This window comes from Legionella worsleiensis, assembly GCF_001467535.1.
Lineage (GTDB): Bacteria > Pseudomonadota > Gammaproteobacteria > Legionellales > Legionellaceae > Legionella > Legionella worsleiensis.
On sequence record NZ_LNZC01000012.1, the window covers coordinates 301,043 to 320,619 of the forward strand.

Here is a 19,577-nt window from a genome sequence, read left to right on the forward strand (position 1 = left end):
GTGAGTATACAACAACTTTGTCTAATTATTGTTTTAACTCCGCTGTTTGGCTCATTGATTGCCGGTTTTTTCCGTAATCAAATTGGCAGGGTCGGGGCTCAGAGTGTTACTATATTGGGTGTTTCAATATCGCTTGTTCTGTCACTGTACATAGCATGGGGCATTTTGGGGGGACATCTTCCGGCTACTAATTCCGTACTATACAGTTGGGCTAGTGGTGGCTTATTAATACCCTATGATTTTAGTATAGGTTTTTTAATTGATCCTTTAAGCGTTGTGATGTTGGTTATTGTGACCTTTGTATCTTTGCTGGTTCATATATACAGCATAGGATATATGGCAGACGATGACGGATACCAACGTTTTTTCAGCTACATTTCCCTTTTTACCTTTATGATGCTGATGCTTGTCTCCTCTAATAACTTTTTACAGTTATTTTTTGGGTGGGAAGGTGTAGGTTTAGTATCTTATCTACTTATTGGTTTTTGGTATAAAAAAGAGTCCGCACTTGAGGGGAGTCTCAAAGCATTTCTAGTTAACAGAGTTGGTGATTTTGGCTTTATATTGGGTATTGCCCTGGTTTTTGCTTATACCGGAAGTTTGGATTATCAAACGGTATTCAAAAGTGCTAGCTACCTTGCGAGCCAGAACATTCAGCTGTTTAGTGGGCACAGCTGGTCACTCGTTACGGTTATTTGTATTTTACTTTATGTCGGTGCTATGGGTAAATCAGCACAGGTTCCCCTTCATGTCTGGTTACCAGAGTCTATGGAAGGCCCAACACCAATTTCAGCTCTGATACACGCTGCCACCATGGTAACTGCCGGTGTGTTTATGGTAGCAAGGGTATCGCCACTAATGGAGCTATCTACAACAGCACTTAGCGTCATACTCGTTATTGGTGCAACAGGAGCACTGTTTACGGGCATTCTTGCTCTGGTGATGAATGACATTAAACGTGTTGTAGCTTATTCCACTTTATCTCAATTGGGATACATGATGGTAGCAATGGGAGTTTCCGCTTATAGTGCCGGGATGTTTCATTTGTTGACTCATGCCTGTTTTAAAGCACTTCTATTCCTTGGAGCTGGTTCAGTTATTATTGGCATGCACCATGAGCAGGACATGAGAAAAATGGGAGGGTTGTGGAATAAAATGCCAATTACCTACGCTACTTTCGTCATCGGTAGCTTGGCTTTGTGTGCTTTTCCTCCTCTTTCAGGGTTCTATTCAAAAGATACGATTATAGAAGCAGCTGGTTTATCTCAAATTCCAGGTAGTAGTTATGCTTATTTTTGTGTCACTGCGGGTGCCATGGTTACTGCTCTTTACACGTTTAGATCTTTGTTTATGACCTTTCATGGAAAACCAAGAATGGACGAGCATACTTTAAGTCATGTACACGAATCTCCTTGGGTTGTCTGGTTGCCGTTAGTCCTTCTGGCTATTCCATCGGTTATTTTAGGTTACATATTGTATATGCCTATGCTTTTCGATAATCCGACATTACTCAGTGCATCCTTGTTTACTTTGCCTGAGCATGATGTTTTGCTGGAATTAGGCCGGGAGGTTAAGTCCCCCATGGAAAGCGCATTACATGCCTTCCACTCCTTATCATTCTGGGTTACTGTTGCTGGTGCTCTGATTGCATGGGCTTGTTATATCCTGTTCCCATCTATTCCGTCCTATTGTTCCAGACGTTTATCATTGATATACAAAATTCTTATGAATAAATACGGATTCGATACCTTTTATGATTTCTTTTTCGTTAAAGGATTAAAAGGACTAGGCCGTACGCTATACGCTGTTGGTGATCAGCGGCTAATCGATGGGCTGGTGGTTAACGGTAGTGGTCGATTTGTTCGCTGGTGTTCTACCAAAGGACGAGCGTTACAAAGCGGTTATTTATACCACTATGCAACGGTTATGGTATTTGGGTTATTAGGTTTTCTTTGCTGGTTAATTCTGGGCTAATGCGAAGATGGTTTATACGTTGTTACAGTAATTAAAATCTCGTAACTCGTTCTATCGTTTAATGACTGGCTTTTAATCTGCTAAAGAAAGAACTGATCAGATGATTCTAATAATCAATGACTGGTTTTCTTAGCTAAATGACAGTGAAGATAAGGTGAAGGTATGCATCATTTGCTTAATTTATTAATTTGGTTGCCTATATTAGGCGGCGTTTTTGTTCTGCTTACTGGCGACGATAACAATCCTAATGTTGCACGGTATTTAACACTTTTTACCGTGCTGTTATGTCTTGTTTTGTGCGTTCCTCTGCTTAACGGATTCGATCTTCAATCAATTAGCATGCAATTTGTTGAAGATATTGCCTGGATGCCTTCTTTGGGCATAAATTATACTCTTGGAGTTGATGGTTTGTCCCTTCTCCTTATAGTGCTGAGCATTTTTACCAATCTTATCGTTGTGTTAGCAACTTGGGATAGTGTAACCAAAAGAGTATCACAATATATGTCTGCCTTTTTGATTATGCAGGGTTTATTGGTTGGTGTTTTTTCGGCAATGGATTCCATCCTCTTTTACATTTTTTGGGAAGCTACATTAATTCCAATGTACTTAATAATAGGAATCTGGGGCTCAGAGAACAGAGTGTATGCCGCTATTAAGTTCTTTCTTTATACCTTCCTTGGGTCAGTGTTAATGTTGGCTAGCTTTCTTTATATGGGCTATATTGCCGGCTCATTCAAGATCGAAACATTTTATGCAATCAAGTTATCAATGACTGCGCAAACTCTTATTTTTATTGCATTTTTCCTTGGTTTTGCAATAAAAATTCCAATGTTTCCAGTGCATACCTGGTTACCAGATGCGCATACAGAAGCACCTGCTGGCGGTTCAGTTATTCTAGCTGCAATATTGTTAAAATTGGGCGCATACGGTTTTATCCGTTTTTCTTTGCCAATAGTCCCTGACGCTTGCAGTAAATATGCAACCTTAATGGTGGCCTTATCTCTAATTGCGGTGGTTTATATTGGGTTAATTGCCATCATTCAAAAAGACATGAAACGTTTGATTGCCTATTCGTCAATTTCCCATATGGGATTTGTTACGCTTGGTTGTTTTGCTATTTTTGCCATAGCAGATCATTCAGGACTGAGTAGTGCTGGTTTGGTTCTTGAAGGAGCCATCGTTGTCATGATTTCTCATGCTTTTGTTTCAAGCGCCATGTTTGCTGGTGTAGGTTACATTTATGACCGTATGCATACAAGAAATCTTGCCGATTTTGGCGGCATTGTGAACACCATGCCACTGTTTGCATCCTTTTTCATGCTGTTTGCAATGGCTAATGCGGGATTGCCTGGTACATCAGGATTCGTCGGTGAGTTTATGGTTATTCTGGGTAGTATAAAAGCTGGTTTTTGGGTTGCCTTCTGGGCTGCAACAACGCTCATAATAGGAGCTGCCTACACACTCTGGATGTATAAGAGAGTAATTTTTGGAGCTGTAGCTAATGATAAAATTGCTGAATTAAAAGATATATCAGGTTTCGAGCTAAGTGCTTATGTTTTACTTGCTTTGATGGTTATAGCCATGGGTGTGTATCCAAAGCCTATGCTGGAATATGTACATCAAACAGTAAGTCATACATTGGCATTAGCTGATAAGTCAAAATTGTAATAATGCAAGGTTAACAATATGATAGCAATACTTGAAAATCTCCATGTAGCACTTCCTGAAATCATCGTGCTGGTCACCGCATGCCTTGCTTTGCTTGCTGATTTATTTGGTCGTCACAAACATTCAGATATAGCCTTTTACATTGCATGTATTGGCTTAATTCTCGCTGCATGTGTGAGTTATCTTTATTTAGGCCAGTTCAAGTTACTGATATTTAATAACTTGTTTATTAGTGACGACGCAGGCAATCTGATGAAACTCTTCATCTACATGACCGTATTGCTTAGTTTCGTCTATTCAAAAGGCTACATTAACGAGCGTAAAATTCCTTCTGGGGATTACTATATACTAGGCCTGTTTTCTACGCTTGGAATGATGATTCTGGTATCTGCGCACTCTATGCTTACTGTTTATCTTGGGCTTGAATTAATGTCTTTGCCTCTATATGCCATGACCGCTATCAGACGCACCAACAGTGATGCCTCTGAAGCTGCAATGAAATATTTTGTCATGGGTGCTATAGCCTCAGGTATGCTGCTTTACGGTATATCACTTGTCTATGGTGCTACTGGTAAACTTGATTTGTTAGATGTTGCCAATGCTGTCGCAGCAAACTGGCAAGAGAAAAATACGTTAATGGCATTTGCAGTTGTATTTATTCTGGCCGGTGTTGGATTTAAATTAGCTGCGGTTCCATTTCATATGTGGGCTCCAGATGTTTATCAGGGCGCTCCGAGTTCAGTTACTCTGTTTATAAGCACTGCACCCAAAGTTGCTGCCTTAGGTATGGCGTTCAGATTGCTTACCATAGGTTTAATCGATATTACTGTTCAGTGGCAGCAAATTATTTTGGTTATGTCACTGCTTTCTGCTGGACTAGGGAATTTATTCGCTGTTATTCAAACCAGTTTAAAAAGACTGTTTGCCTATTCCGCAATTTCTCATATTGGCTATGCACTATTTGGAGTTTTAGCTGCGAATGCTTCTGGATATTCAGCTGCACTGTACTACATTCTGGTTTATTCCTTGATGTCAGCAGCTGCATTTGGTTTATTGGTCCTGATGTCCAGACAAGGTATGGAAATTGACAATATTGATGATTTAAAAGGTTTGAACAAACGAAATCCGTGGTTGGCATTTATGATGCTCGTTGTAATGTTTTCTATGGCTGGAGTTCCTCCAACTGTTGGGTTTTTTACAAAGCTGCTTGTTTTGAAGGCCTTAGTCGATGTTCAGTTGACCTGGGTCGCAATAGTTGGTCTTTTATTTACAGTGATAGGTGCTTATTATTATTTGCGAATAGTTAAAGTGATGTATTTTGATCAACCACTGAATTCAGCAAAACTTATAGTGAGCAAGGGTAACACGTTGGTATTTTCATTAAATTGCCTTTCACTATTGTACTTGGGTATCTTCCCAAGTGCTCTGATTGCGGCATGTATCAATGCGTTTATTAATTAATTGATTATCTTTAATGAAAATACTTGCCAAGAGGCCTAAATGTCCGTATAATTGGCCTCAGTTGACGCGGGGTGGAGCAGCCTGGTAGCTCGTCGGGCTCATAACCCGAAGGTCGTAGGTTCAAATCCTGCCCCCGCTACCACTTTATTAGAACCCCATTTATGGGGTTTTTTATTATGTCTAATAGGGTACTGTACGAATCTAAGTTGTTGTAATGACTTGGGCGTGTGCGCCCTTTTTTTGTTTGTAAATACTATGATGCAAGATGAATTGGTACAGTTGCTGGCACCTACCGTGGAGTCTATGGGATATGAACTCTGGGGTTGCGAATATCTATCTCAAGGAAAACATTCGTTATTAAGAATTTATATCGATAAACCTGAAGGAATTGGTATTGAAGATTGTCAGGAAGTGAGTAAGCAGGTTAGCGCTTTACTTGATGTGGAAGATCCAATTCCTGGGAATTACAGTCTGGAAATATCCTCTCCCGGTATACCACGACCCCTGTTTAACGCAGAGCAGTACCAGCGCTACACAGGACAACCAGTACAGGTCAAAACGTTTAAACCGGTTACTGGAAAACGCAAGTTGTTAGGAACTATTGTCTGTGCAACAGAACGTGCAGTGGTACTTGATATTAACAACGAACATCATGAAATACTTTTTTCAAATATTGTGAAAGCATATTTGACAGTCTAGAGAGGCGAACAATGAGCAAAGAATTGTTATTAGTTGCTGAGGCGTTATCCAACGAAAGAGGCGTTAGTAAGGATGTTATTATACTTGCCATTCAGGCTGCATTAGAGTCTGCTACTCGGAAGATCTTTGGATTGGATATTGGCGTTCGTATCAAGCTGGATCCAAAAACAGGTGAATATGAAACATTCAGATACTGGGATGTCGTTGAAGAAGATGAATTAGAGAATCCAGAACAGCAGTTAACCTTGGAACAAGCTAAAGAACGTAATCCTGCTGCAACCTTGGGAACACGTATAGAAGAATTAATCCCATCTATAGAGTTTGGCCGCATTGAAGCTCAAACTGCTCGTCAGGTCATTATGCAAAAGGTTCGAGAAGCGGAACGTGAGCTGGTTATTGATCAGTTTCGCAGTAAGCTCGGACAGTTAGTATACGGTACTGTCAAAAAAGTAACTCGTGACAATATTATCATTGATTTGGGTGGTAAAGCGGAAGCTTTTTTACCTCGCTCTGAAATGCTACCCCATGAGATGTTTAGACCCAATGATCGTGTTCGCGCTTATTTGTATGAAATTACGCCACAAGCCCGGGGTCCTCAACTGTTTGTTAGTCGCACACGTAACGAAATGCTAATAGAGTTGTTTCGCATTGAAGTTCCTGAAATTGGCGAAAACATTATCGATGTTAAAGCCGCTGCTCGTGATCCTGGAAATAGAGCTAAAATCGCTGTTAAAACAAACGACGGACGAATAGATCCTATTGGCGCTTGTGTTGGTATGCGTGGTGCTCGCGTACAGGCTGTTTCTAGTGAATTAGGTGGTGAACGCGTTGACATTATATTGTGGGATGATAATCCCGCCCAACTCGTTATCAATGCTATGGCGCCTGCTGACATTACATCTATTGTTGTTGATGAAGACAGCCATACTATGGATTTAGCAGTTGAGAAGGAACAACTTTCTCAGGCTATAGGTCGAAATGGTCAAAATGTCAGGCTGGCCAGCCAGTTAACTGGTTGGACTCTTAACGTGATGACAGCAGATGAGTTCGAAAATAAAAACCAGGAAGAATCCAGTAAAATAATCAAACTGTTTACTTCAGCATTAGAAATAGATGAAGAAATTGCCGCTCTTCTTGTAGCTCATGGGTTCTCTTCACTTGAAGAAATAGCTTACGTACCTAAAGATGAATTATTGGCAATAGAAGAATTCGATGATGAAATAGTCGAAGAGTTAAGAAATAGAGCAAATGATACATTGTTAACTATGGCACTTACCTCAGGAAAGGGGTTATCTGGTTCCCCTGATGATTCACTACTCTCTATGGAAGGTATGTCCGACGAATTAGCCAATAAATTGGCCAGCAAAGGAATTACCTCTATGGAAGAGCTAGCAGAACAATCTGTCGATGAATTATTAGAGATAGAAGGCATTAGCGAAGAGCAAGCCGGTGCACTAATTATGAAAGCCAGAGAGCCTTGGTTCCAATGAACACATTTTTTCTGGAAAATAAATACACCATTTTGGTGCCAGTAGTATTAGAATATATGCAGTAAACAAAGAACTGCTGAAAGGGGATTAAAATATGGCGGATGTGACGGTTAAACAATTAGCTCAAGTCGTTGGTATTCCGGTTGAACGCTTATTGAACCAGTTACAGGAAGCAGGATTGTCTTTTAATGATGATCAACAGACTGTAAACGAAGATCAAAAGCGAATTTTACTCAATCACTTAAAAGGCAGTTCTGTGCGTGATACCAGCGCCGCACCTGAAAGAATCACCTTGAGACGTAAGAGTTTAACCCAAGTTACTGTAGGCCATGATGCCCATAGTGGAAAAACGGTGAACATTGAAGTTCGTAAAAAGAAGACTTTTGTAAAACGCAGTGCTCTCATAGATCAGCCTGAGATTGAAGAAAAAGATGAAATAGGAATATCCGTTTCCTTAAATGAAGATCATGAACACACTTCGGAACAGGCAGAACATCCTACTGCTCAGGCTGATGAAGTAATGAGCCAATCTGACGAAATGAATTCAGAGACTGAAACAGCCTCCCAGGATACTTTGCATGAATCAGCTGCCTTAACGGAATCAATTGAAGAACCAACACCCGATGCTACAGCAGAAGCTGCATTACTTGTTGATGGGATTGCAACAGAACTGACTGATCTAGATACTGTTGCGGAAATCATTACCGAAAAAACGGTTTCTGAAGAGACCAAATCAGAAAAAGCAGCTAAAAAGAAACACGCTGAGTCACCCAGTGCAGATTCCGAGTCTGCTGAATTCAAAAAAGCCAAAAAGAAACCTAAATATCAAAGTTTTGAACGGGAAGATGATGATCAGGATTCTCCTCGAAGAAGTGGGCGCAGTAAGTTTAAAAAACGTAAAGGTTCTGAAAAATCGGATAAATACAGAGAAGCTGAAGAGTCTTTAACACATGGATTCGCTCTTCCAACAGCACCTATTGTGAGAGACGTAATCATTCCTGAGACTATTACTGTAGGTGACCTTGCGAAACGCATGTCTGTAAAAGTTGCCGAAGTCATTAAAGTCATGATGAGCTTGGGAGCAATGGCAACAATCAACCAGGTTATAGACCAGGAAACAGCTGTTATTGTCGTTGAGGAAATGGGTCACAAAGCTAAAATTATTAAAGAAGATGCAATAGAACTTGGTTTAGGTGAAGCGATATCCAAAGGCAGTAATACAGAATCCAGAGCTCCTGTTGTAACGATCATGGGCCATGTGGATCACGGTAAAACTTCTTTGTTGGATTACATTCGCCGTACCAAAGTTGCAGCCGGTGAGGCTGGCGGTATTACGCAACATATAGGCGCTTATCACGTTAGTACACCTAAGGGTGATGTAACCTTTTTGGATACTCCAGGACATGCTGCGTTCACAGCGATGAGAGCTCGTGGTGCTCAGGCAACTGATATCGTTGTCTTGATAGTTGCTGCAGACGATGGTGCAAAACCACAAACAATTGAAGCGATTCAACACGCCAAGGCTGCAAAAGTGCCTATTATTGTCGCCATTAACAAGATGGATAAGCCTGATGCAGATCCTGAAAAGGTGATGAATGAGTTAGCAGTTCAAGAAGTCATTCCTGAGGCATGGGGTGGTGATACCATGTTCGTCAATATCTCTGCCAAAACGGGTATGGGTGTTGATGATTTACTTGATGCAATTCTTTTGCAATCTGAAGTCCTCGAACTGACCGCTCTTACCGATGGGGCTGCCAAGGGGGTAGTTATTGAATCACGTCTGGATAAAGGAAGAGGTCCTGTTGCGACTGTTCTCGTTCAAAGTGGTACTTTGCACAAAGGTGATATTCTTCTTGCAGGATTCCAGTACGGACGTGTTCGGGCTTTGGTAAGCGATAATGGGGATATGGTCGACAGCGCAGGACCTTCTATTCCTGTTGAAGTATTGGGATTATCTGCAATTCCGCATGCTGGTGATGAGGCTGTTGTTGTTCCTGATGAGAAAAAGGCACGTGAAGTTGCTTTATTCCGCCAAGGAAAGTTCCGTGATGTCAAATTGGCAAGACGACAAAAATCCTCAATAGAGGGGATTATGGAAAATATGACGGCTACCGAGTCGAAAGTATTGAATATCGTTTTGAAAGCAGACGTACAGGGATCAATAGAAGCAATTTCGGATGCTCTTGTTAAATTATCAAACGAGGAAGTTAAAGTTGAAGTTATTTCCAACGGCGTAGGCGGAATAACTGAGTCCGATGTTCACTTGGCTATTGCTTCAAACGGAGTATTGATTGGTTTTAATGTGAGGGCTGATGCCAGTGCCAAACGGTTAGCTGAGCAAGAATCTGTTTCTCTCCATTATTACAGCGTCATTTATGATATTGTTGACCAAATTAAAGGTGCTTTAACCGGAATGCTTGCACCTCAGTTTAAAGAAGAGATTATCGGTATAGCTGAAGTGCGAGATGTGTTTAAGTCTCCCAAAATTGGTGCTATAGCAGGTTGTATGGTTATTGAAGGATCAATTAAACGTAATAATCCTATCCGTGTATTACGATCTAACGTTGTAATTTATGAAGGAACTCTTGAGTCTCTTCGACGTTTTAAAGATGATGTTCTCGAGGTTCGCCAAGGTTTTGAATGTGGAATTGGTGTGAAAAATTACAATGACGTCAAGCCGGGTGATCTTATAGAAGTTTATGAAACAGTTGAAATCAAGCGTGATCTGTAAATGAGTAATAACTTTAAACGAACCGATAGAATTGCCGAAATGATACAGCGTAAGTTGGCGCAGATTATTCCTATGGAAGTCAGAGATCCGCGCCTGAAAGGTTTTGTTACTATTTCAGCAGTTAAAGTTGCTGCTGATTTAGGGCACGCTAAAGTCTATTTTACTATTTTTGATGTTGACAAGGTTTTGGCAACCAGTATTCTCAACGCAGCTGCAAGTTATCTACGTAGTGCCCTTGCACGAAGTATCACGCTTAGAACGGTACCACAGCTTCATTTTATCTATGATGAGTCTATAGAATACGGTGAGCGATTAAGCCGGTTAATTGACGAGGTCAATCCTCCATCTTCTGAACACGATGAAACGAACTGAAACACTTTCTGCAATTAACGGAATTTTTTTGTTGAACAAACCAGAAGGGATGACGTCTAACAGCGCACTGCAAAAAGTAAAGCGCCTGTTTGCTGCTAGAAAAGCAGGTCATACTGGTAGTTTGGATCCGCTGGCTACTGGAATGTTACCCATTTGTTTTGGAGAGGCAACAAAAATATGTCAATACTTGCTTGATGCGGATAAGTGTTATGAAACTACCGGTTTGTTGGGAATTAAAACGGATACATCTGACGCAACGGGACAAATTACTGCCACAGTAGACGGTTTTTGCATCGATGAGGCACAGCTATTAGAAGTTTTGTCGCACTATAAAGGAGCTATTAGCCAGATTCCTTCTATGTTTTCAGCGCTTAAACACAATGGAACTCCCTTGTATCGTTTTGCCCGAGAAGGTGTGGATATAGAGCGTCAACCTCGAAATATTTTCATTAGTGAGTTGTTGCTCAACAGTTTTGATGGTCGGTCGTTTGCTTTGACCGTCCAATGCAGTAAGGGTACGTATATTCGAAATTTGGTTGAGGATATTGGGGATAGTTTACACGTGGGAGCTCATGTTACTCGATTACATAGACGGTATACCTCAGGATTTGAAAATCTTCCTATGTACACTTTGGAAGAGCTGACAAATATGTCTCCATCAGAGCGTCATCATTGTCTGATTCCTATGGATCATGCTGTACGTTATATGAATTCGGTACTACTTTCTGATGATGAAGTTCTTACTATTCGTCAAGGAAAAGTTATAGTTAATAAATTAGAAGTTAGTGAAGTGGGGTGTGTGCGTCTTTATGATGGACGTTCGCAATTTATAGGTTTGGGTGAACACCTGCCAAATGGCGATTTAAAAGCAAAACGGTTACTTTCGTTTCCATCATCAGTTACTGAACTGAATTTTACGATGTGTAATGATGAATAAACTTGGAATTTTTTGCACAAATTAATTTCTAATACTTGTTTCGTTTAGCTTGCCTTGGTAGAATGTCCGCCTTTAAATGAATACTTAGCAGTTCCAGGAGTGTATAATGTCGCTAAATAGCGCGGAAAAAGCAGCAATTGTTAACCAGTACAAGCGTGCCGATAAAGATACCGGTTCGCCTGAGGTTCAAGTTTCTTTAATAACCGGCCGAATTAAATATTTGACCGACCATTTTAAAGAAAATAAAAAAGATTTTCATTCACGACGTGGCCTGCAAGAGCTGGTTAATAAGCGTCGTAAGCTTCTGAAATATTTGAAGCGAAATGATCAGTCCCGTTATCAAACATTGATTCAAAGTTTGGGATTGAGAGATTCTTATTGATTGATAAGTGTGTTGTCTTAAACAAGACAAATTCAATATTTATTATCCTTTAAAAAAAGGCGCAGTTTTCTGCGCCTTTTTTTTCGTTATTATTATTTAATGGGGACATTACGTGGCTAAAATTACAAAAGAGATTGCATTTGGTGAGCATACCCTGGTATTAGAAACTGGAGAAGTAGCGCGGCAAGCCGATGGCGCTGTATTAGCGAGCATGAACGGTACGCAGGTATTGGTTACCGTTGTAGGTAAAAAAGACGGTGCGGAAAATAACGGTTTTTTTCCCTTGACCGTTAACTACCAAGAAAAATTTTATGCAGTTGGCAAAATCCCTGGCGGTTTCCAAAAAAGAGAAGGTCGACCCAGTGATAACGAGACATTAATCTCTCGATTGATCGATCGTCCCATCCGACCATTATTTCCTGATAATTTTCGTAATGAAATTCAGATTATAGCAACGGTACTCTCGTTAAATCCTGAGGTGTCGTCTGACATTATTGCAATGATCGGTGCGTCCGCTGCTTTGGCGATATCCGGTGTCCCATTTAATGGGCCAATTGGAGCTGCACGTGTCGGTTATCAAGACGGTATTTACCTGCTTAATCCCAGTAGAAAAACTCTTGAACAATCTCAACTTGATTTAGTTGTTGCGGGAACTAAAGACGCCATTTTGATGGTTGAGTCTGAGGCAAAAGAATTAAGTGAAGACATTATGCGTGGCGCAATAATGTATGGTCATGAAATGATGAAAACAGTCATTAAGGCCATTGAAGAATTGGCAAAGGAGGCAGGAAAATCCCGCTGGGATTGGAAACCAGCTGATGTTAATACCGCATTACAAGAGCGTATTGCTGAAATGGCACGAGAAGGAGTCGAAGCCGCTTATCTGCTCAGAGACAAACAAGAGCGCTATCAGCGTCTTGCTGAACTTAAAGAGCAAACCGTTTCTGCATTAATTGCTGGAAATGATGAATTATCCTCTTCAGAAATTGAAGAGATGTTTGGCGAGTTAGAGCGTACAACCGTTCGTAATCGCATCCTCAATGGCGAGCCCCGCATAGATGGCAGAGATCATAAAACAGTAAGACCCATTTCTATTCGTACTAAATTCCTGGATAGAACACATGGCTCTTGCTTGTTTACTCGTGGTGAAACCCAAGCCATAGTAGTTGCTACTTTAGGTAATGATAGAGATGCGCAAATACTGGATGGAATCACTGGTGAAACCCGTGATCGCTTTATGCTGCATTATAATTTCCCTCCTTATTCTGTCGGTGAAACAGGCCAAGTAGGTAGTCCCAAACGTCGTGAAATTGGCCATGGTCGTCTGGCTAAACGTGCTTTGATGGCGGTTTTGCCTGATGGTTCCGACTTTCCATATGTATTGCGTATAGTATCTGAAATTACCGAATCTAACGGTTCCAGTTCTATGGCTACAGTTTGTGGTACCAGTCTCGCCTTAATGGATGCTGGTGTTCCTTTAAAAGCTCCAGTTGCTGGTGTGGCTATGGGGTTGATTAAAGAAGGCGAGCGTTTTGCTGTTTTGACGGACATTTTGGGAGATGAAGATCATTTAGGTGATATGGATTTCAAAGTGGCAGGAACTGAAAACGGTATTACCGCATTGCAAATGGATATTAAAATCACTGGTATTACCAATGAAATTATGGAACAAGCTCTAGAACAAGCACTTGCTGGTCGTACCCATATTCTGGGGGTTATGAATAATGCTCTTGCCGAACATAGAGATGAATTGTCGCAACATGCTCCAAGAATCACTACTATGAAAGTAGCTGAAGATAAAATCCGTACCATTATCGGTAAGGGTGGGGCAACTATAAAAGGATTGATAGAAAGTACTGGTGTATCAATTGATATTGATGACAGTGGTACGGTGCAATTATTTTCACCCGATATGATGGCTTTAGAAGAGGCACAACGGCAAATAAAAGCTCTAATTGCTGAGGTCGAAGTAGGACAAACCTATAAGGGGAAAGTGAGTAAAATCGTAGATTTTGGTGCCTTTATCAATTTGTTACCTGGAAAAGATGGTTTATTACATATTTCTCAAATTTGTAATGACAGATCCCAAAAAGTAGAAGACGTTCTAAAAGAGGGCCAGGAGATAGAAGTTTTTGTTGCAGGTGTTGATAAACAAGGTCGAGTGAAATTGGAATGGAAAGACAAGCCGCAAACTGAAACCAAAAAAGAAGTTGAAAATGAGACTTCTGCTGTTGTTGAAGAGAACAATGATCTGGTAGATACACACACCAGTTCTGAAGAAGAGTAGTTGTTCTGTGTCGCCTTAGAGTATCTTCATAAGGCGACACATCATATTCTTTGCACATAAAGATAGACAGTAAGTCAGTTAGAATCATTACCCAAAATAGAAAAGCTCGCAGAACTCCAGTTTTGCGAGCTTTTTTAATGGGATATTGAATTTCCAAAAATACCAGAATGGTTTAATTGCGAGCTGTTCTTTAAAGTTTGGATACGTGAACTAATTAGCGAATCAAATTCAAAAATTCCAACCGACAGCTAGAGTTATGCCGCATTTCACCCAGCATTACCGATGTAGTCATTACTGAATTTTGTTTTTCTACACCTCTCATCATCATACATAAATGTTTTGCTTCCACTACTACAGCCACCCCACGTGCTCCCGTGATCTGTTCTATACAATGAGCTATTTCACCGGTCAATCGTTCCTGAATTTGTAACCTTCGAGCATAAAAATCAACAATACGCGCTATTTTGGATAAACCAATCACTTTACCATTGGGCAGATAACCCACATGACATTTTCCAATAAAAGGCAATAAATGATGTTCACATAATGAGTAAAGCTCAATATCCTTTACAATGACCATTTCGCTCATATCGGACTCAAAAAGAGCGCCGTTAATAATGTCATCAAGGCTTTCACTATACCCTTTAGTTAAATAACGCATTGCATTAGCAGCGCGTGCTGGAGTTTCCACCAGTCCTTCACGCTGGATGTCTTCGCCAATATCTTCGAGCAATTTTTTATAAAGTTGTTCCATAGTAAGAATTCCTAACCGGGTGGCCAAGTCATTTGACGTCCACCGAGTAAATGTAAATGAATGTGGTAAACCTCCTGCCCGCCACCAGAATTTATATTAAATACTAATCGGTAACCTACTTCATTCAATGCTTCATTATGGGCTAATTTTTTAGCTATTAATACCATTCTACCCAAAAGTTTATCGTCTTTCGCACTGGTGTCATTGATAGTGGCTATATGACGTTTAGGTATAATCAAAATATGAGTTGGTGCTTGTGGTTTGATATCCCTAAATGCCAAAACCTCCTCGTCCTCAAACACAATTGAGGCAGGAATTTCTCCTTGTATAATTTTACAGAACAAGCAATTCATAGGTTATGAGTTTGATAAGTTTAAAGTGATATTATACATTCCCTTTTGCAGATTGCGACAGCTTGTCTTTGCCTTTTGGTGCGATTTTTCGCATAATAGCGGTTTTTCTTAGTATAAGGTTGCATAAATGAGTTTAATGGAAATCAACAGTGGCCGTGATGTGCCAAATGAAATTAATGTAATTATTGAAATTCCTATGCACGGCGAACCAGTTAAGTATGAGGTGGATAAGGAAAGTGGTGCTCTTTTTGTTGATAGATTTATGTCTACCGCTATGTTTTATCCTACAAACTATGGATATATTCCCAATACTCTCTCTGAAGACGGGGATCCAGTTGACGTCTTGGTCGTAACGCCTGTTCCATTGATCAGTGGTGCCGTAATTCCTTGTCGAGTTGTTGGTATGTTAAAGATGACTGATGAATCTGGAATTGACGCCAAGCTGCTGGCGGTACCTACCACAAAACTTAGTAAAATGTATCAATCCATAGAAACTTATGAGGATTTGCCTCAGCATTTGTTACTTTCCTTAGAGCACTTTTTCAATCACTATAAAGATTTGGAAGAAGGTAAATGGGTGAAAATTGACGGATGGGTAGGTCCTGAGGCTGCTCGTGAGGAAATTGTATCGAGCATCGCACGTTATAATCAAAATAAAAACTAAAGCTTGATTTTCTTTTACAGGGAGATTTGCATGCTCCCTGGACGTGTGACTTTCAGATTTAAAGAGTACCAACCAGTTGCAGAGCCTTACTGGGAGGTACCACCGTTTCCTTTGCTTGTATTTTAAGGAACAGTACTGGCAAATCGTCTCGAATCTCTTTACGATTTGATATGAGAATTTTAATTTCAGCGCTCTAGCTTAAGGAAATTCAGTGCAAATCCATACATCATCTTTATTAATCATGCTGGTTTCATTGATTATTCTGTCTGCCTTTTTCTCTGGCGCAGAGATAGGGATGATGTCCATTAACCGTTATAAACTAAGGTACTTGGTTAAGAAAAAAAACAAACAAGCAATTCGTGTGAATCGGATGCTGGCAAGACCCGATAAATTGCTGAGTGTAGTCTTGATTGGCAATACTTTGGCAAACATTGTTGCCTCGACAATTGCCACTTTAATAGGGCAACGATATTACGGTGATGCAGGTGTTGCAATCGCAACGGTGCTGCTGACTCTGATTATTTTGGTTTTTTCTGAAATGACCCCCAAAACTTTAGCCGCAATCAATCCACAACAAGTCGCTTTTTCCTCTTCCTTTTTCTTATATCTTTTACAATGGGTCTTGGCTCCTTTGGTTTATGTAATAAGCCTTTGTTCTAACGGTATTTTACGAGTGTTTGGTATCTCCATTAATCGAATTCAAAAGGAAGCATTAACCGGCGAGGAATTGCGATCTGTAGTACATGAGGCGGGTGGATTACTGCCAGTTGAACATAAAAGTATGTTGATTAGCTTGTTGGATCTGGAGCAGGCAACTGTTGAAGACATTATGATTCCAAAGGCTGATATTGTAGGAATTGATTTAGAACAACCCTGGTTGCAATTATTGGAACAGCTGGAAACAGCGCAACATACACGCTTACCTATTTATAAGGGGTCTATAGATAATCTTGTAGGAATGATTCATGCGAGAAATGTATTGAATTTAGCTTTGGAAGATAAACTGGATATTGACAGTTTATTAAATACAGCAGATAGCCCTTATTTTATCCCTGAAGCAACTCCATTAAATGTACAAATTTTAAATTTCAGAAAAATGAAGAGAAGAAGTTGTTTTGTCGTTGATGAATATGGTGACATATTAGGCCTGGTTACTATGGAGGATATCCTCGAGGAAATCGTTGGGGAATTCACAACGGATATTGCCGCATTAAGCCGTGACATTATTCCTCAGGATGATGGCACTATCATTGTAGATGCCAGTTTAACACTCAGGCATTTAAATCGAATGATGAGTTGGAATTTACCATTAATAGGCCCAAGAACCCTAAGTGGGTTAATTATAGAATATCTAGGATATATCCCACCTTCCGATTCGTGCTTGACTATAGAAAATTATCGAATTGAAGTATTGAGGGTGAGTGATAATACAATTAAAACGGTGAAAATGATAAAAGTAGGAAAAAAGAGAAAATAGGCAGTTGTGCTTTCTGGTGGGCTCGTTTATGTCAATTCTAATGCATCGTATCGCAAGAAAGATTGATTGCATTGGGTCGTCTTTTAGTCTTATAGTGTTGTTCTTCCTCACTAAAATACAACTGCTTTAAAGGAATAAAAGATGAAAAAAATACTTGTGATGCTGATGGTTCTGCTTGCAGGTTCCGTTAATGCGCTACCCTATTGTTCCGGTATTCATACATGGCACAACGTTTATGCAAAAAATGGCCAATGGAAACTGACGTTACAAGCAATAAATCAAGAGGCTTCTTTTGCTGATTCCACATGCAATTCGGTTAAGGGGGCTCTCCTTGATTCTGAGTCACCGTTTGTTTATGGATTTGGATTTTCTCAAGATGCTGATTTTGATATTGCGTACACACTTACCGCCGTGCAGCAAGGGCCTGCATTTGAATCCAGAGTTTGTGTCTTTGTCATTTCCGCTAAAGGACCTGCGCAGCCTGATATTACTGCTCTTAGTTATCATGGAGCAGAGTGTGAATGGAAAAAAATACCCGGTGTAGGAGAAGATTTTTTTGTAGGTTGAGGTTTAAAGCAACTAACTCATTTACCGATGATTTGTTATTAAGAATAAATCATCGGTATAGCATTTATTAATGACAGTATTTGTTAATAAAGTGAATAATTACTTTTGAAAAATTCGGGCTGCTCCATAAATTATGATGATCATAATCATCGATAGTATGTATTTTTTTAGGTTGTACTGCCGCATGAAACAGTTTTAATCCTTCTGAATAAGGTACTATCTGATCTTTGGTGCCATGCAAAATCAGTAATGGAGCATTCATTGTTGCAATGCGCTTGCTGGAGTTGTATTTATCCCAGGGCGAAATGAAGAGCCATGGATAATGATAGCGTGAGAGGTTTTCCAGAGAAGTGAAGGGTGATTGAAGAATCACAGCACAAAATCGTTTTTTATTGGCTATTTTAGTGGCAACTCCAGTACCTAAAGATTCACCGTACACGACGATTTTTTTAGGTTCTATTCCATGTTGAATTAAATAGTTCAGCCCAGCTTCTGCATCTTTGTACAAACCCTGTTCTGTTGGGCTGCCTCTATTACCGCCATAACCACGGTATTCCAATAAAAGCACACCAATACCTGAATTAATAAATTGACGAATCAACGGCATTCTATATCCAATATGACCGGCATTACCGTGTAAATAAAGTAGTGTTGGTTCATTTTTACGGGCCATTTTATACCAGGAGTGAAGTATCATATTATCTGCAGTGCGTATAGCGACAGAATGTAAGTCTTGAGCGTGGAATTTTTTTAAATTGGGTACGTGTCTATCAGGAAAATAGATTAAATGTCTTTGAAAGACATACATGAGTAACAGGACTGTCCCAAAAATGACACTTGCGATTAAGAGTATTTGCTTTAGCATAAAAAATTCCGCTTCGATTTGGTAAACTTTATTCTCTAGCTGGATGTATCCATAAAAATCAGCGTAGTTCTCTAAGTTTAGACCTGCCAGGCAATCTTTGGATGCGTTATGCAAAAAATCAGTTTTTTATTCAGTGTCGCTTTCTTTTAGAGTTACTACCCTTGGAGTAAACATATAGCCACCATTGCGTATGGTTTTAATCAGGGCGGGTTTTTTAGCATCGACTTCTATTTTTTGACGTAGTCGACTGATTTGTACATCAATTCTTCTATCAAAGGGGGTCAGGTCAGTATTTTTGGTAATTTGCAGCAAAAATTCTCTATCTAAAACTCGTTGAGGTTGTTGGACGAAGGTTAAGAGTAAATCATACTCTCCCGCACTTAATTGCAGCTCATGGTTATTCTCACCGAAGACTTGTCTGGATGCGGGATAGAGCCGCCAATTTGTAAACATTAATACATCTTTGCCGTGGGCAATTTTTTGTTGAGCTCTTGTAACTCTGCGAGCGATTGCTCCAATCCTTGCATGAAGTTCGCGAGGATAAAGAGGTTTGGTTATAAAATCATCAGCACCAGCTTCAAGCATTGCAATACTGGCTTCCTCGTCAAGCGAGTCGTTTATGATAATAAGAGGAACTGGATAATTATTATAAAGTTGTTCAATGGTTGCTGGCTCATTTTTTAAAACAGACCAATGAATGAGTATGGCAGTTGGCATTCCATGTTCTACCGGAATGGGGAAAAGGGTGGTTTGTTGAATAATATCCAGATTAAACTTGGCGAAATAATCTTTCAACTCATGACTGGCTGGTGTTGGATCAATAATAAGCAAATAGTGGCTTTGCGACATCAATTTGCTCCCGAAAGTTAATTAAATTATGTTTTAATTTTGACAAG

The 19,577-nt window shown here is 40.0% G+C and carries 17 protein-coding genes and 1 tRNA gene; 14 read left to right on the forward strand and 4 right to left on the reverse strand.

What is annotated here, in order from left to right:
• The 11 genes from nuoL (at nt 1) to pnp (ending at nt 14,001) form a co-directional block, all read left to right on the forward strand.
• The gene (nuoL, locus tag Lwor_RS07155) at nt 1–1,974 is read left to right on the forward strand and encodes an NADH-quinone oxidoreductase subunit L (protein ID WP_058493206.1); all 1,974 of its coding nucleotides are present in this window, start codon (nt 1–3) and stop codon (nt 1,972–1,974) included.
• A gap of 162 nt (nt 1,975–2,136) precedes the next feature.
• Nucleotides 2,137–3,642 carry a complex I subunit 4 family protein gene (locus tag Lwor_RS07160; protein ID WP_058493207.1) on the forward strand — a complete coding sequence of 502 codons (1,506 nt, stop codon included), beginning with the start codon at nt 2,137–2,139 and terminating at the stop codon, nt 3,640–3,642.
• Nucleotides 3,643–3,660: 18 nt separating this feature from the next.
• Entirely contained in the window at nt 3,661–5,103 is a 1,443-nt protein-coding gene (nuoN, locus tag Lwor_RS07165; RefSeq protein WP_058493208.1) for an NADH-quinone oxidoreductase subunit NuoN, read from the forward strand.
• A 65-nt stretch (nt 5,104–5,168) separates the two neighbouring features.
• Nucleotides 5,169–5,245, forward strand: a tRNA-Met gene (locus Lwor_RS07170).
• Between the two features lie 113 nt (nt 5,246–5,358).
• Nucleotides 5,359–5,802 (forward strand): ribosome maturation factor RimP, encoded by a 444-nt coding sequence (rimP, locus tag Lwor_RS07175; RefSeq protein ID WP_058493377.1) that lies wholly within the window; start codon nt 5,359–5,361, stop codon nt 5,800–5,802.
• Between the two features lie 11 nt (nt 5,803–5,813).
• Entirely contained in the window at nt 5,814–7,292 is a 1,479-nt protein-coding gene (nusA, locus tag Lwor_RS07180) for a transcription termination factor NusA (protein WP_058493209.1), read from the forward strand.
• Between the two features lie 94 nt (nt 7,293–7,386).
• Nucleotides 7,387–10,023, forward strand: coding sequence for a translation initiation factor IF-2 (infB, locus tag Lwor_RS07185; protein WP_058493210.1), 2,637 nt, complete (start codon nt 7,387–7,389; stop codon nt 10,021–10,023).
• A complete protein-coding gene (gene rbfA / locus Lwor_RS07190) occupies nt 10,024–10,395 on the forward strand; it encodes a 30S ribosome-binding factor RbfA (RefSeq protein WP_058493211.1) in 372 nt (123 codons plus the stop codon). It abuts the gene before it with no gap.
• Nucleotides 10,382–11,332 carry a tRNA pseudouridine(55) synthase TruB gene (gene truB, locus Lwor_RS07195; RefSeq protein WP_058493212.1) on the forward strand — a complete coding sequence of 317 codons (951 nt, stop codon included), beginning with the start codon at nt 10,382–10,384 and terminating at the stop codon, nt 11,330–11,332. Before rbfA ends, truB begins: the two co-directional genes overlap by 14 nt.
• 106 nt (nt 11,333–11,438) lie before the next feature.
• Nucleotides 11,439–11,714, forward strand: coding sequence for a 30S ribosomal protein S15 (gene rpsO, locus Lwor_RS07200; protein WP_058493213.1), 276 nt, complete (start codon nt 11,439–11,441; stop codon nt 11,712–11,714).
• A gap of 112 nt (nt 11,715–11,826) precedes the next feature.
• On the forward strand, nt 11,827–14,001 hold the full coding sequence (gene pnp, locus Lwor_RS07205) for a polyribonucleotide nucleotidyltransferase (RefSeq protein ID WP_058493214.1): 2,175 nt from the start codon (nt 11,827–11,829) through the stop codon (nt 13,999–14,001).
• A 214-nt stretch (nt 14,002–14,215) separates the two neighbouring features.
• Here the strand turns inward: pnp and folE are convergent, their stop codons facing one another.
• Both folE and Lwor_RS07215 read right to left on the reverse strand, forming a co-directional pair.
• Nucleotides 14,216–14,755: a GTP cyclohydrolase I FolE gene (folE, locus tag Lwor_RS07210; RefSeq protein ID WP_058493215.1), complete on the reverse strand. Its 540-nt coding sequence runs from the start codon at nt 14,753–14,755 to the stop codon at nt 14,216–14,218.
• 11 nt (nt 14,756–14,766) lie between these two features.
• Nucleotides 14,767–15,108: a histidine triad nucleotide-binding protein gene (locus tag Lwor_RS07215; RefSeq protein WP_058493216.1), complete on the reverse strand. Its 342-nt coding sequence runs from the start codon at nt 15,106–15,108 to the stop codon at nt 14,767–14,769.
• 127 nt (nt 15,109–15,235) lie between these two features.
• On the opposite strand from Lwor_RS07215, the gene ppa reads away from it, so the two are divergent.
• The 3 genes from ppa to Lwor_RS07230 all read left to right on the forward strand — a co-directional run bounded on the left by ppa (nt 15,236) and on the right by Lwor_RS07230 (nt 17,816).
• On the forward strand, nt 15,236–15,772 hold the full coding sequence (gene ppa / locus Lwor_RS07220) for an inorganic diphosphatase (RefSeq protein ID WP_058493217.1): 537 nt from the start codon (nt 15,236–15,238) through the stop codon (nt 15,770–15,772).
• Nucleotides 15,773–16,013: 241 nt separating this feature from the next.
• Nucleotides 16,014–17,249, forward strand: a complete 1,236-nt coding sequence (locus Lwor_RS07225) for an HlyC/CorC family transporter (protein WP_415582810.1) — start codon at nt 16,014–16,016, stop codon at nt 17,247–17,249.
• Nucleotides 17,250–17,390: 141 nt separating this feature from the next.
• The gene (locus tag Lwor_RS07230) at nt 17,391–17,816 is read left to right on the forward strand and encodes a hypothetical protein (protein WP_058493219.1); all 426 of its coding nucleotides are present in this window, start codon (nt 17,391–17,393) and stop codon (nt 17,814–17,816) included.
• A gap of 67 nt (nt 17,817–17,883) precedes the next feature.
• On the opposite strand, the gene Lwor_RS07235 is transcribed toward Lwor_RS07230, so the two are convergent.
• Nucleotides 17,884–18,681: an alpha/beta hydrolase gene (locus Lwor_RS07235; RefSeq protein WP_058493378.1), complete on the reverse strand. Its 798-nt coding sequence runs from the start codon at nt 18,679–18,681 to the stop codon at nt 17,884–17,886.
• 126 nt (nt 18,682–18,807) lie between these two features.
• A complete protein-coding gene (locus tag Lwor_RS07240) occupies nt 18,808–19,530 on the reverse strand; it encodes a winged helix-turn-helix domain-containing protein (protein ID WP_058493220.1) in 723 nt (240 codons plus the stop codon).
• Between the last annotated feature and the right edge of the window lie 47 nt (nt 19,531–19,577).

What these genes read in the sequence shown, in the direction of transcription:
- Lwor_RS07160 (WP_058493207.1), top strand. Translation starts at nt 2,137, where the DNA reads ATGCATCATTTGCTTAATTTATTAATTTGGTTGCCTATATTAGGCGGC.
- nuoN (WP_058493208.1), top strand. Translation starts at nt 3,661, where the DNA reads ATGATAGCAATACTTGAAAATCTCCATGTAGCACTTCCTGAAATCATC.
- rimP (WP_058493377.1), top strand. Translation starts at nt 5,359, where the DNA reads ATGATGCAAGATGAATTGGTACAGTTGCTGGCACCTACCGTGGAGTCT.
- nusA (WP_058493209.1), top strand. Translation starts at nt 5,814, where the DNA reads ATGAGCAAAGAATTGTTATTAGTTGCTGAGGCGTTATCCAACGAAAGA.
- infB (WP_058493210.1), top strand. Translation starts at nt 7,387, where the DNA reads ATGGCGGATGTGACGGTTAAACAATTAGCTCAAGTCGTTGGTATTCCG.
- rbfA (WP_058493211.1), top strand. Translation starts at nt 10,024, where the DNA reads ATGAGTAATAACTTTAAACGAACCGATAGAATTGCCGAAATGATACAG.
- truB (WP_058493212.1), top strand. Translation starts at nt 10,382, where the DNA reads ATGAAACGAACTGAAACACTTTCTGCAATTAACGGAATTTTTTTGTTG.
- rpsO (WP_058493213.1), top strand. Translation starts at nt 11,439, where the DNA reads ATGTCGCTAAATAGCGCGGAAAAAGCAGCAATTGTTAACCAGTACAAG.
- folE (WP_058493215.1), bottom strand. Translation starts at nt 14,755, where the DNA reads ATGGAACAACTTTATAAAAAATTGCTCGAAGATATTGGCGAAGACATC.
- Lwor_RS07215 (WP_058493216.1), bottom strand. Translation starts at nt 15,108, where the DNA reads ATGAATTGCTTGTTCTGTAAAATTATACAAGGAGAAATTCCTGCCTCA.
- ppa (WP_058493217.1), top strand. Translation starts at nt 15,236, where the DNA reads ATGAGTTTAATGGAAATCAACAGTGGCCGTGATGTGCCAAATGAAATT.
- Lwor_RS07225 (WP_415582810.1), top strand. Translation starts at nt 16,014, where the DNA reads ATGCTGGTTTCATTGATTATTCTGTCTGCCTTTTTCTCTGGCGCAGAG.
- Lwor_RS07230 (WP_058493219.1), top strand. Translation starts at nt 17,391, where the DNA reads ATGAAAAAAATACTTGTGATGCTGATGGTTCTGCTTGCAGGTTCCGTT.
- Lwor_RS07235 (WP_058493378.1), bottom strand. Translation starts at nt 18,681, where the DNA reads ATGCTAAAGCAAATACTCTTAATCGCAAGTGTCATTTTTGGGACAGTC.
- Lwor_RS07240 (WP_058493220.1), bottom strand. Translation starts at nt 19,530, where the DNA reads ATGTCGCAAAGCCACTATTTGCTTATTATTGATCCAACACCAGCCAGT.